The sequence below is a fragment of the Agromyces allii genome (genome assembly GCF_009749385.1).
Lineage (GTDB): Bacteria > Actinomycetota > Actinomycetes > Actinomycetales > Microbacteriaceae > Agromyces > Agromyces allii.
This window is the reverse complement of the sequence record NZ_WBIN01000001.1, coordinates 537,674-549,743: the sequence shown is the minus strand read 5'-3', so window position 1 is coordinate 549,743 and position 12,070 is coordinate 537,674. Positions and strand designations below refer to the sequence as shown.

Sequence of the window (12,070 nt, the reverse complement as noted above, 5' to 3'; positions counted from 1 at the left end):
GGCGGTGCCTCCGGCGGCTCCGCCCGAGCCGCCGGCGCCGGTGCCGGAGGCGCCGGCCGACGCCGCTGCGCCGCCGGCTCCCGAGCCCGAGCCCGTGCCTGCTGCAGCGGAGACGACGCCCGCTCCGCCTGCGCCGAGCGCGAAGTCGGCGACCGGAACGCCCTGCGACAGCCAGGCGGAGTAGGCCGTGGCTCCACCGACGCCCGCGACGAGCGGGAGCAGCACCAGGGCGAGCCGCGAGCCGACCTCGCGCGCCTCTGCCGCGATGATCGTGCACTTGGCGCACTCGTCGAGATGCTTCTCGAGTCGCGCGGTGTCGCGATTGCCGAGTTTGCCGCGCGCGTAGGTGCCGAGCCGTTCGATGCTCCAGCCGCACTCGGGTTCGGTCTTCGCGTCGCGCAGGTGGGCGCGGATCCAGGCCTGGCGGAGGCCCTCGCGGGCCCGGTAGGCGAGTGCCGCGGTGCTGTTGGCGCTCATGCCGACGAGCGGGGCGACCTGCTGCGGCGTCATGCCCTCGACCTCGCAGTACCAGAGCACCTCCTGCCAGCGCGTCGGCAGCGAGCGGAATGCGCGCGCGGTCGTCGACCGGTCGAGCGCGTCGAGGGTCGCGGCCTCGCTCGTCGCGGGGTCTTCGAACGACTCGAGCGTCTCGAGGTTGGTCTCCTGCCGTGCGCGGCCCCAGCTCGCGGCGGTGTTGCGGATCGTCGTGAACAGGTACGGCCGGAACGCGCCCTGCGGGCCGCCGCCCGCGAGCAGCATGTCGTAGATGCGGGTGAAGGATTCGGAGACGAGGTCGTCGGGGTCGAGCGAGCTGTACGAGCGGGCCACGGTGCGTGCCGCGGCCGCGTGGCGGTTCCAGAGTTCGCCGTAGGCGGTGCGGTCGCCCGTGCGCACACGTTCGATGAGGGCGGCGTCGGCGGACGGTTCTTCGCGCAGGCGTGCCATGCCGCCTCCTTCGGGTGTCGGGCGTGCGGGGGTTCATCTGAGAGACGCGTCGAGGGGCCGATCATGACGCGATTCAGGACGGGTAGGGCTATTTCACCAGATTTCCTCAGGAACCGCGTCATGAATCGGGCGCTGCAGCGTCTCATAGGTGAGGGCATCCGATGGGCGCCCTTGCGGACGATCGGTGCGGGGACCCCAACCCCGTACCGATCGGACGCCAGGATCGGCACGTCGTGGGGGCGATGATCCGATCGCCTGAGCGGGTCCGGAGGTGAAGGGGAACACACCTGCGGACCCGCTCTCGAGGCGCAGTCGACCCGTTCGAGCCGAGACCGCCGAGCGGCAGAGCGAGCCCCGACCGCCGTGCGGCCGAGTCGAGCCGAGCCGCGGCCGCCGTGGACGATCGTCGCGCCCGTCCGGAGGCGTCAGACGAGTCGGGTTCCGGCGCCCCACACGTGCTCGACCGCGAGGTCGTCGGAGAGCAGCACGGCGTCGGCCGCGTAGCCGGCCTCGAGGCGCCCGAGATCGTGCGCGCGCCCGATGGCGGCGGCCGGCACCTCGGTGAGCGCCGCGACCGCGGTCTCGAGGGGGATGCCGCTGACGGCGACCGCGCGCCGGAGCGCGACGTCGAGCGTCAAGGTGGATCCGGCGATCGAACCGCCGTCGACGAGGCGCGCGACGCCGTCGACGACGTCGACCTCGAGCGAGCCGAGGATGTAGCGGCCGTCGGCCGAACCGGCCGCCGCCATCGCATCGGTGATGAGCGCGATGCGGCCAGGGGCTCCGGCGAACGCGAGCCGCACGACGTCGGGGTGCACGTGCACGCCGTCGTTGATGAGCTCGAGCGTCACGTGCGGGGCGTGCATCGCCGCGACGACGGGCCCCGGCATGCGGTGGTGGATGGGCGGCATGGCGTTGAACGCGTGCGTGAGCAGTGAGGCCCCGGCGTCGAAGGCCGCGAGCGCGGTGTCGAAGTCGGCACTCGTGTGGCCGACCGCGACGCGCACGTCGGCGTCGACGAACCGGGCGATCGCCGCGGCGGCGCCCTCGTGCTCCGGGGCGATCGTGATCTGCCGGAGCGTGCCGTCGCCGGCCTCGAGCAGTCGGTCGACGGATGCCGCATCGGCCGCCCTGAGCAGCGCCGGGTCGTGGGCGCCGCGGAATCCGTGGTCGAGGAACGGCCCCTCGAGGTGCGAGCCGAGCAGCCGCGGGTCGCGGGCGCTGACGGCCGCGATGGTGCGCACCTGCGCGACGAGGTCGTCGATCGACGCCGTCACGAGCGAGAGCACGTTGCGCGTGGTGCCGTGCGAGTTGTGCACGGCGAGGATGTGCTCGATGGCCTCGACGCCCTCGTCGGCGGCGGCCCCGCCGGCCCCGTGGCAGTGCAGGTCGATGAACCCCGGCGCGAGCAGCCGCCCCGCGGCATCCGTCACCTGGACGTCGGATGCCGCAGCCGAGCCGTCGACCCAGTCGCCGCCGGTGCCGACCGCGGCGACGCGATCGCCCTCGAACCGCACCCACGCGTCGTCGACGATGCCCGTGGGGCGCACGAGGCGCGCGGAATGGATGACGGTCGTGCCGGTGCTCACGAGGCAACGATAACGTCGTAGCCGTGCTCGCTGAGCCGTTGGCGCTGCTCGGGAGTCGCGCCCTCGTCGGTGATCACGGTCGTGAACAGCCGTCGCGGGCCGATCGCGGCGAACGCGCGCTTGTCGATCTTCGACGAGTCGGCGACGATCACGGCGTGCGCTGCGCGCGAGGCCATGAGCGTGTTGACCGCCGCCTCGCGCTCGTCGTGCGAGGTCGGGCCGACGATCGGGTCGATGCCGTTCACTCCGATGAACGCGAGGTCGAGGGTGACGTTGCCGAGCACGGCGTCGACGTAGGAGCCGACGAGCTCGTAGGAGCGCGAGTGCACGACGCCGCCCGTGACGACCGTCTTGATCTGCGGGCGCATCGAGAGCTGCATCGCGATGTTCAGGGCGTTCGTCACGACCGTGAGCCCGGGGTCGGGCGCCGGTTCCATGATGTCGGCGCGGGCCATGAGGGCGTCGGCGATCGCCGTCGACGTCGTGCCGCCGCAGAGGCCGATCACGGCGCCGCGCGGCACGAGCGCACTCGCGGCCCGCGCGATCGCGGCCTTCGCGTCGGGGTTCTGCTGGTTCTTGTAGCGGATCGGCAGGTCGTAGGCGACCGAGTGCGCGACCGCGCCGCCGCGCGTGCGCGTGAGGAGCTGCTGCTGGGCGAGCGCGTCGAGATCGCGTCGGGCCGTCGCCGGCGAGACGCCCAGGCGGTCGACGATCTGCTCGACCTCGACCTGGCTGTTCTCGGCGAGCAGGTCGAGCACGGCGCTGAGGCGCTCGGCACGGTTCATCCGTTGGGGTCCTTTCGGGCGGATCCGAAGAGCTCGAGCAGGCGGGCTGCCTCGAGGGCGACCGCCTCGCGCCCGGCGGCGACGTACTTCCGCGAGTCTACGGCCGTGGGGTGCGCGTCGAGGTAGGTGCGGATCGCGTCGGTGAACTGCGCGTTCAGGTGCGTCGAGACGTTGACCTTCACGAGCCCGGAGCGGATGCCGGCGACGAGCAGGTCGTCGGCGACGCCCGACGATCCGTGCAGCACGAGCGGCACGGGCACGGCGTCGCGCAACCGGGAGATGAGGTCGAGGTCGATCGCGGCGGACCGCTCGGTCATGGCGTGCGACGAGCCGACGGCCACGGCCAGCGCGCCGACACCGGTCTCGTCGACGAACCGTGCGGCCTCGTCGGGGTCGGTGCGCACGCCGGGCGCGTGGGCGCCGTCCTTGCCGCCGATCTCGCCGAGCTCGGCCTCGACGAGCACGCCCGCGGCGGCGGCGTGCGCCACGACGCGTCGCGTGGTGGCGACGTTCTGCTCGAACGCGAGCTTCGCGCCGTCGTACATGACCGAGCCGAATCCGAGGTCGATCGCGCGCAGCGCCAGCTCGGGGTCCTCGGCGTGGTCGAGGTGCACGGCCACCTGCGCGCTCGACGCCTCGGCCACGGCCAGCGTCGCCACCGCGATCGGCGTCAGCCCCCCGTGGTACTTCACGCAGTTCTCCGAGAGCTGCAGCACGACCGGGAGGCCGGTCCGCTCGGCCGCGGCGACGAGCGCCTCCGCGGTCTCGAGGTGCAGCACGTTGAAGGCGCCGAGTCCACGTCGTGCGGCGACCGCCTCGTCGAGCAGGCGGCGGGTGGGGGCGAGCGTCATGCGGGGTCCTCGGCGGTCTCGGTGTCGTCGGTGGTGTCGGTGGTCTCGGCGCCGGCGGTGTTCCGTGGGCGATCGGGGTGCTCGGTCGGCGCGGTTCGTGGCGGGTCGACGACGACCTCGGCCTCGAGCGCCGCATGCTCGGGCGACAGCTCTCCCGCGAGCGGCACGAGCACTGCGGATGCCGACCACGCGACCGCCTTCCGCGCCAGACGGCGGCGGGCGTCCGCCGCTCGAGGCGAATCGGCGTCGAACGCGATCGACTCGGCGATGGTCGCGGCGATCGCGGCGACGGCGGCGTCGCCGGCTCCGGTCGCGTTGCCGCGCAGGACGCGCGGCAGCCGGGCGCGAACCGGCCGACCCGCCTCGGCGCGACTGACGAGCAGGAGCCCGTCGCCGCCGAGCGAGACCACGACGAGCGTCGCGCCGAGCTCGAGCAGTCGCCGTGCCCCGGCTTCGGGGTCGGTGAGACCCGTCGCCGCGGCGAGCTCCTCGCCGTTCGGCTTCAGCGCATAGGCGCCGGCGCGCGCGGCCTCGAGCAGCCCCGGCCCGCTCGTGTCGACGATCGCCCGGAGCCCGGCGGCGTTCAGTGCCGTCACGAGGGCCCCGAGCCGCTCGGGGGCATAGCCGGGCGGCAGGCTGCCCGAGATCACGACCACATCGAGTTCACGGCCGTCGAGGTTGTTCGGATGCGCCCCGGATGTCGCGGGCGGGCGCTCGCCGCGGCCGTCGCGTTCGTCGCCCTCGCCGGCCTCGCCGTGTTCGGCCCGGGCGTCGCGGGCCTGCTGCGCTGCGTCGAGCACGGCGGCGTCGAGCGCGGCGGCCTCGTCGGACGACAGCGGCGAACCGTGCTCGTTGAGCACGGCGGTGTGCGCGGCATCCGTGTCGACGATGGCGATGCTGCGGCGTGTCGCGCCCCGGACCGGCACGAGCTCGTGCGGAACGCCGCTCGCGACCAGGTCGGCGGCGAACTCGTCGCCGGTCGCACCGCCCGCGGTCGCCAGCGCGAGCACGTCGACCCCCTGCGCATGCAGCACGCGTGCGACGTTGACGCCCTTGCCGCCGGCGCGGGATGCGCCCGCGGGAACCCGGTGCGTCTCGCCGGGCACGAGTCGCTCGACGTGCCACGTGAGGTCGAGCGCAGGATTCGGCGTCACGGTGAGGATCACGACCGGCCCCCGTCGGCGGGTCGGTCGGCGGGCCGGTCGGTGCCTCGGTCGGCGAGATCGCGTGCCGCGAGCGCCGTGCCGAGCAGCCCGGCGTCGTCGCCGAGCTCGGCGCGCACGAGTTCGGGTCGACGGTGGAAGCTGAGGCGAGCGTCGAGCCGCTCGCGCAGGGGCCCGAACAGGGCGGCTCCGGCTTGCGAGAGTCCGCCGCCGATGACGACCGCCTGCGGGGCGATCGTCGCGGTGAGGCGGGCGAGGGAGTCGGCGAGGGCGTCGAGCGCGTCGTTCCAGACGCCGGCGGCGACGGCATCGCCGGCCGCGGCTGCGGCGAGCACCGCGCGCGCCCCGTCGACGGCGACGCCGGATGCCGCGGTGTACCGCCGGGCGATCGCGCCCGCCGAGGCGATGGTCTCGAGGCATCCGATCGCCCCGCAGGCGCACCGCTCCCCGTGCGGGTCTGCCAGCGAGTGCCCGATCTCGCCGGCGAACCCGCCGCCGACGAGTGGCCGACCGCCGAGCAGGATCGAGCCCGCTATGCCCGTGCCGATGGCGAGCACGATCACGTCGTCGTACCCCCGTGCCGCGCCCAGGCGTCGCTCGGCGTCGCCCGCGGCACGCACATCGTGTCCGAAAGCGACCGGCAGCCCGAGCGCGCGCTCGCCGAGTGCGCGGATCGGCGCGTCGCGCCATCCGAAGTTCGAGGCGAACACGCCGATGCCGTCGGCCTCGTCGACGATGCCCGGAACGCTGAGCCCCACCGCGACCGGCTCGAGGTCGGGCCGCTCGGCGAGGTGGACCCGAGCGAGGTCGGTGAGCGACCCCACGACGGACGCCGCCGGGTCGGCCGGATCGATCGGGGTCGCCGTGCGCCGCAGGCCCAGCACGCGCCCCGCCCGATCGATCAGCGCGGACTTGGTGTCGGTGCCGCCGACGTCGAACGCGAGCACCGCGGCGCCCGGTCCGAGTGCGGGGGAGAGCTCGTCGGCGGTCATGATCAGGCGTCGAGGATGACGGAGCGGGTCAGGTTGCGAGGTGCGTCGGGGTCGAGGCCGCGAGCGCGTGCCCGGGCCAGCGCGACGCGCTGCGCACGCACGAGCTCGGCCATCGGATCGAGCGTGCCGGCCTCGAAGCGCGCGCCGGTCGCGTGCACGTCGTCGGCGAGGCCGACGGGCGCGTCACCGAACTGCCAGGTCACGCGACCGGGCGCGGCGATCGCGATCGGTCCGTGGCGGTACTCCATCGACGGGTACGACTCGGTCCACGACTGCGAGGCCTCGCGCATCTTCAGGGCGGCCTCGTGCGCGAGCCCCACCGACCAGCCTTGGCCGAGGAACGAGTACTGCTCGGCGTCGACGAGGCCGGGGTCGAGGGACTCGGCGACGGCGGCCGCGGCATCCGTGATCGCCTGATCGAGGTCTTCACCGAGCGAGGCGCGGAAGAGTGCGAGGGCGGTCGTCGCGAAGCGGGTCTGGACGACCGACTGCTCATCGGCGAACGGGAGCGTGATCGCGTCGTCGACGAGGCCGACGAGCGGGGAGGTCGGGTCGCCGATGACGCCGACGGTGCGAACGCGCCCACGCAGATGCTCGACGAGTTGGAGCACCTCGGTGGTCGTGCCCGACCGGGTGAGGGCGACGACAGCGTCGTAGCCGCGGTCGACGAAGGCCTCGGAGGCCGTGAACGCATCGGTCTCGCCGTGTCCGCCGGATTCGCGGAGCCAGGCGTACGACTGGGCCATGAACCAGGAGGTGCCGCACCCGATGACGGCGATGCGCGCGCCTCGAGCAGGCAGGGCGCGCTGCTCGTCGACGAGCGCCGCGGCTCGCGCCCACGTCTGCGGCTGGGATTCGAGCTCGGCGGCCATGTGGGCGGCGGGCTGGTGGGTCGGCGTCGTGGTCACGTGTGCAGCTCCTGATGTGGCGTCTCGAGGTCATGTGGTGATCGTGATGTTTTGATGATTGCAGATGAGTGCCAATGCTGTCTAATGATCACCCCAACGCGCGTTTCGCGACAACGGCGTCACAACGGCTGGTTTGTGAAGTTCCTGAACAAATTCGGTAACGATCGAAGACAAAGGCTTGACGGCCTCGGGAGCGGAGTCGTAAGTTTTCGGAATCGAATGAACGTAACTGCTCGTTTGTTCCGAGAAACGTTCAGGAAACAGCATTTCGTGCACCCTTCGGTGCTCGAACATGCTCGATCCGAACACACGCACCGTGGCGTGAGGCTCGTCGACGCCGGTGCACCACCCATCAGAGTGAGGAAAGCATCCATGAAGAAGTCACTGCGTCTCAGCGCAGCGGTCGCGCTCGCGGCCACGGCCTCGCTGACACTCGCGTCGTGCGGGTTCGGCGGCGGAGGATCCGACGACAGCGCGTCGGGCAAGACCACGATCGACCTGCTCGTCCCCAGCTACTCCGACGCGACCCAGGGCCTCTGGGAGGACGTCATCACGGGGTTCGAGGCCGAGAACACCGACATCGACGTCAAGCTCGAGGTGCAGTCGTGGGACAACCTCGAGTCCGTGCTCGCCACGAAGATCCAGGCGGGTGAGGCGCCCGACGTCTACAACGGCGGTGCGTTCGCCGGCTTCGCCGCCGACGGGCTGCTCTACCCGGCCGAAGACGTCGTGTCTGCCGACACCTACTCCGACTTCCAGGACTCGTTCCTCGCCAACGCCGAGGTCGACGGCACGGCCTACGCCCTGCCGCTCATCGCGTCTGCTCGCGCGCTGTTCGTGAACAACACCCTGCTCGAGCAGGCCGGGGTCGAGGCGCCCACCACCTGGGACGAACTGCTCGACGCAGCCACCAAGGTCTCCGCGCTCGGCGGCGGCGTCGCCGGCTACGGCATGCCGCTCGGCTCCGAGGAGGCGCAGGCCGAGGCGGCCGTGTGGCTCTGGGGCGGCGGCGGCACGTTCGGCGACGCCACCTCGATCACGGTCGACGACCCGGCGAACCTCCCGGGCGCCGAGCAGATCAAGAAGATGATCGACGCCGGTGCGACCCAGGCCGACGCAGGATCCACCGACCGCTCGCCGCTCATGGACATCTTCATCCAGGGCAAGATCGGCATGCAGGTCGGCCTCCCGCCGACCGTCGGTCAGATCGCGGACAACAACCCCGACCTCGACTACTCGATCGTGCCCATCCCGACGAAGGACGGCTCGCCGTTCACCCTCGGCGTGATGGACCAGCTCATGGCCTTCCAGAACGACGGCGACAAGCAGGACGCGATCACGAAGTTCTTCGACTACTACTACACGGCCGACGTGTACGTGCCGTGGGTGCAGGCCGAAGGCTTCCTCCCCGTCACGAAGTCGGGCGCCGAGCAGCTCTCGTCCGAAGAGGCACTCGCGCCGTTCCTCGAGGTCCTGCCCGACGCGCAGTTCTACCCGAGCACCAACCCCAAGTGGCAGGCGACCGACGGTGCATTCAAGGCGCTCTTCGGACAGCTGCAGACGAAGCCGGCCCAGGACGTCCTCACCGAGATCCAGGCGCAGGCCGACGCGAGCTGATCCTCGCCGGGTGCTGCCCGCCCGCCTCGTGCGGGCAGCACCACCAGCAGTACCAGCACTGACCAGTACGACCCGGAGGGATCGGTGACCACCCACTCATGAGCACCACGTCAGATGTGTCATCGACCCCGGCGGGGGCGGCCGACGGCCGCCCCCGCCCCGGCGGGTCGGATCGCGGCGGCGGCGGCGCAGACCGCGCATCCGCCGCCCCCGAACCCGCCGGTCGCACGCGTGGCGGCCGGAGCCGCGACCTCCTCAAGGCGCTGCCGTGGATCGGCCCGGCCCTCATCCTCATCTTCGGCGTCGTGCTGTACCCGGCCGTCGTCATGTTCTTCAACTCGACGCGCGACATCTCGCAGTCGGGCATCGACAAGGGGTCCGTCGGCTTCGACAACTTCGTCGAGGTGTTCAACTTCCCCTACTTCTGGCCGATCTTCGGCCGCACGATCGTGTGGGTCGTCGTCGTCGTCGCCGTGACCGTGCTGCTCTCGCTCGTGCTCGCGCAGTTGCTCGACAAGGCGTTCCCGGGCCGTCGCATCGTGCGTCTCGCCGTGATCATCCCGTGGGCGGCCTCCGTGGTCATGACCACGATGGTCGTCTACTACGGCCTCGAGCCGTACTTCGGCATCATCAACAAGTTCCTCGTCGACGTCGGCCTCGTCGACACCCCCGAGGGCTACGGATGGACCCGCAACCCCGACACGGCCTTCGCCTGGGCGATCGTGGTCGCCGTGTTCGTGTCGTTGCCGTTCACGACCTACACGATCCTCGCCGGCCTCGCGACCGTGCCGGGCGACATCGTCGAAGCCGCGAAGATGGACGGCGCCGGGCCCGTGCGCACCTACTTCTCGATCGTGCTGCCGCAGCTCCGCGGCGCCCTCAGCGTGGCGGTGCTCATCAACATCATCAACGTGTTCAACTCGCTGCCGATCCTGAAGGTCATGACCGGCTCGATCCCGGGCTACGACGCCGACACGATCATGACGCTGATCTTCAAGTACATCCAGAACCAGCACAAGATCGACGTCGCGAGCGCACTCTCGGTCGTCGCGTTCCTCATCGTCATCGTGATCGTCGCCGTGTACGTCCGGGTCGTCAAGCCCATGAAGGAGGTCTGAGCGATGACCGTCACCGAGACCCGCGCCATGCTCGCCGCCGACGCCGGCCACGGAGCATCCGATCGCGGCTCAGGCCCGGTTCGCAAGCGCCGTTACACCGAAGACCAGATCCCGCTCGGACGCGTGCTGCTGCGCATGCTCGGCGGCCTCGTCGTGCTCGCGATCTTCATCCTCCCGTACACGATCATGTTCTTCGGATCCGTCAAGACGAAGGCGCAGATCCGCTCGGTCGACCCGACGTACTTCCCCCAGGAATGGCACTGGGAGAACTACATCACCATGTGGTCCACACCCGAGACGCCGCTCGTGCAGAACCTCATCTCGACGATCGTCATCGCGGTCTTCGCGACGCTGCTCGTGCTCCTCGTGGCGATGCCCGCTGCGTACTACACGGCGCGGTTCCTGTTCCCCGGACGCATGCTGTTCCTCTTCCTCGTGATCGTCACGCAGATGCTGCAGCCCGCGGTGCTCACCTCCGGCCTGTTCCGGCAGTTCGTGGCGCTCGACCTCGTCGACACCTGGGCGGCGATGATCTTCATCAACGCCGCGTTCAACCTCTCGTTCGCGGTCTGGATCATGCACTCGTTCTTCGCCGGGGTGCCGAAGGAGATCGACGAGGCCGCGCAGATCGACGGCGCCGGGCGCATGACGGTGCTCTTCCGCATCCAGCTGCCGCTCGTCTGGCCCGGCATCGTGACCGCGATCGTGTTCACCTTCGTCGCCTGCTGGAACGAGTTCGCCGCCTCGCTCGTGATCCTCTCGACCGCCGGCAACCAGCCGTTGTCGGTCGCCCTCACGAAGTTCGTCGGCCAGTACGAGACGAGCTGGCACTACGTGTTCGGCGTCTCGATCGTCGCGATCATCCCGGTGGTCGTGCTGTTCATGCTCATCGAGAAGCGTCTCGTCGGCGGCCTCACGGCGGGCAGCGTCAAGTAGGGGGCGGATGCCGCTGCAGCCCGCCGCGGCATCTGCCCCGGTCCCTCGGCGCCCGCGAACACCAACCCGACGGGAGGAGATCAACGCGTCGGGAGGACCGCTCGCGCGGTCCTGCGCCTCCGCTCGTGCCGAACTCCTCCCTGCACGTCGTCGCTTCGAGCGAGATGCAGGCCTTGGGCGATCGCCGTGCAGATCTCGAGCTCGACCCGCTCCCAGTCGTTCAGCACGTCCGCGTAGCCGATTCTGAACACGGTGTAGCCCATGAGGCGCAGCCTCCGGTCGGCGGCGATGTCGCGTTGCCGTTGCTCGGCCGTGCGGTGGAACGCGTAGCCGTCGATCTGCAGTACGAGTCGATCACCGATGAGACCGTCGACCGCGTGCGCGTCGAGCACGACCTGCTGTGCGACGGTGATCCCGATGCGCGCGAGCCGCGCGACCGGGATCGATTCGATGCCCGAGTCCGACAGCTGGGAACACGCGGATCGGACGGCACGGCCGGCCGCGCTGGTCATCGGAAGGCGATCGAGCAGATCGACGGAGATCTGGCCCGACCGGATCGCCGACTCCCACGTGGCGAGGGCATGCTCGAACGGCCGGCAGTCCGCGATCTGCCAGAGCGCGTTGACCACGGGTTCGACGAGCGTCGTGCGTGCGATCGGGATGGGCCCGGTGCTCCAGTGCACGAGGGCGCCGCCCCGTCGGACATGACCCGAATGCGGTGGCACCGCGAGATGGAATCGCTCGTCGTCGAGGGTCCAGAGTCCGTGGTGCGATGCCGCCGAGAGGCAGGCCACTCGTCCGCCGGACCACGCTGCCGCCGCGAGCGACGACGGGGCGTTCACTGTGGCGAGCCAGCTTCTGCGGATGCGGCGCACGACTCGTGCGTCGACCGCGGCCTTGATCGAATACCGGGTGAATCCGGCTCGCAGTGCGTCGTTCGTGTGGGCGATGCCGCCCGCGTGGTCGATCCAGTCTCCGACGTGCATGCTCGATGATCCGGCGCGGCGAAGACCCAGGCTGACGCGCAGCGAGCGCCTGTGCGTTCGCGGGTCGAGGTGCCGCTCGTGGAGGACGAGTGCTGTCGCTTCCTCTCGACGCGACGGGAGGAGATCGGCGCCAGGGGAGGGCGGTTTGCAGTGTCGAGTCCTCCCGCGGCGCCGTACTCC

Annotated in this window: 11 protein-coding genes; 3 read left to right on the top strand and 8 right to left on the bottom strand. The window is 71.1% G+C overall.

What is annotated here, in order from left to right:
- The 7 genes from GQR16_RS02510 to GQR16_RS02480 form a co-directional block, all read right to left on the bottom strand.
- On the bottom strand, window positions 1-945 hold a 945-nt coding region (locus GQR16_RS02510), incomplete at its 3' end, for a sigma-70 family RNA polymerase sigma factor (protein WP_157413539.1).
- A 425-nt stretch (window positions 946-1,370) separates the two neighbouring features.
- Complete coding sequence (nagA, locus tag GQR16_RS02505; RefSeq protein ID WP_157413538.1) at window positions 1,371-2,534, bottom strand: N-acetylglucosamine-6-phosphate deacetylase; 1,164 nt, start codon at window positions 2,532-2,534, stop codon at window positions 1,371-1,373.
- A complete protein-coding gene (locus tag GQR16_RS02500; RefSeq protein ID WP_157413537.1) occupies window positions 2,531-3,319 on the bottom strand; it encodes a DeoR/GlpR family DNA-binding transcription regulator in 789 nt (262 codons plus the stop codon). The genes nagA and GQR16_RS02500 overlap by 4 nt, the downstream gene beginning before the upstream one ends.
- A complete protein-coding gene (locus tag GQR16_RS02495; RefSeq protein ID WP_157413536.1) occupies window positions 3,316-4,170 on the bottom strand; it encodes a class II fructose-bisphosphate aldolase in 855 nt (284 codons plus the stop codon). Before GQR16_RS02495 ends, GQR16_RS02500 begins: the two co-directional genes overlap by 4 nt.
- Window positions 4,167-5,336 carry a 1-phosphofructokinase family hexose kinase gene (locus GQR16_RS02490; protein WP_157413535.1) on the bottom strand — a complete coding sequence of 390 codons (1,170 nt, stop codon included), beginning with the start codon at window positions 5,334-5,336 and terminating at the stop codon, window positions 4,167-4,169. The genes GQR16_RS02495 and GQR16_RS02490 overlap by 4 nt, the downstream gene beginning before the upstream one ends.
- A complete protein-coding gene (locus GQR16_RS02485) occupies window positions 5,333-6,325 on the bottom strand; it encodes an ROK family protein (RefSeq protein ID WP_157413534.1) in 993 nt (330 codons plus the stop codon). Before GQR16_RS02485 ends, GQR16_RS02490 begins: the two co-directional genes overlap by 4 nt.
- 2 nt (window positions 6,326-6,327) lie before the next feature.
- Complete coding sequence (locus tag GQR16_RS02480; RefSeq protein WP_157413614.1) at window positions 6,328-7,197, bottom strand: SIS domain-containing protein; 870 nt, start codon at window positions 7,195-7,197, stop codon at window positions 6,328-6,330.
- Window positions 7,198-7,605: 408 nt separating this feature from the next.
- Here GQR16_RS02480 and GQR16_RS02475 point away from each other — a divergent pair, with 408 nt between their 5' ends.
- The 3 genes from GQR16_RS02475 to GQR16_RS02465 all read left to right on the top strand — a co-directional run bounded on the left by GQR16_RS02475 (window position 7,606) and on the right by GQR16_RS02465 (window position 10,904).
- Window positions 7,606-8,850 (top strand): extracellular solute-binding protein, encoded by a 1,245-nt coding sequence (locus tag GQR16_RS02475; RefSeq protein WP_157413533.1) that lies wholly within the window; start codon window positions 7,606-7,608, stop codon window positions 8,848-8,850.
- Window positions 8,851-8,948: 98 nt separating this feature from the next.
- Entirely contained in the window at window positions 8,949-9,968 is a 1,020-nt protein-coding gene (locus GQR16_RS02470) for a carbohydrate ABC transporter permease (protein WP_157413532.1), read from the top strand.
- 3 nt (window positions 9,969-9,971) lie between these two features.
- The gene (locus tag GQR16_RS02465; RefSeq protein ID WP_211373408.1) at window positions 9,972-10,904 is read left to right on the top strand and encodes a carbohydrate ABC transporter permease; all 933 of its coding nucleotides are present in this window, start codon (window positions 9,972-9,974) and stop codon (window positions 10,902-10,904) included.
- A gap of 80 nt (window positions 10,905-10,984) precedes the next feature.
- On the opposite strand, the gene GQR16_RS02460 is transcribed toward GQR16_RS02465, so the two are convergent.
- Entirely contained in the window at window positions 10,985-11,890 is a 906-nt protein-coding gene (locus GQR16_RS02460) for a DUF559 domain-containing protein (RefSeq protein ID WP_170298397.1), read from the bottom strand.
- Window positions 11,891-12,070 lie beyond the last annotated feature (180 nt).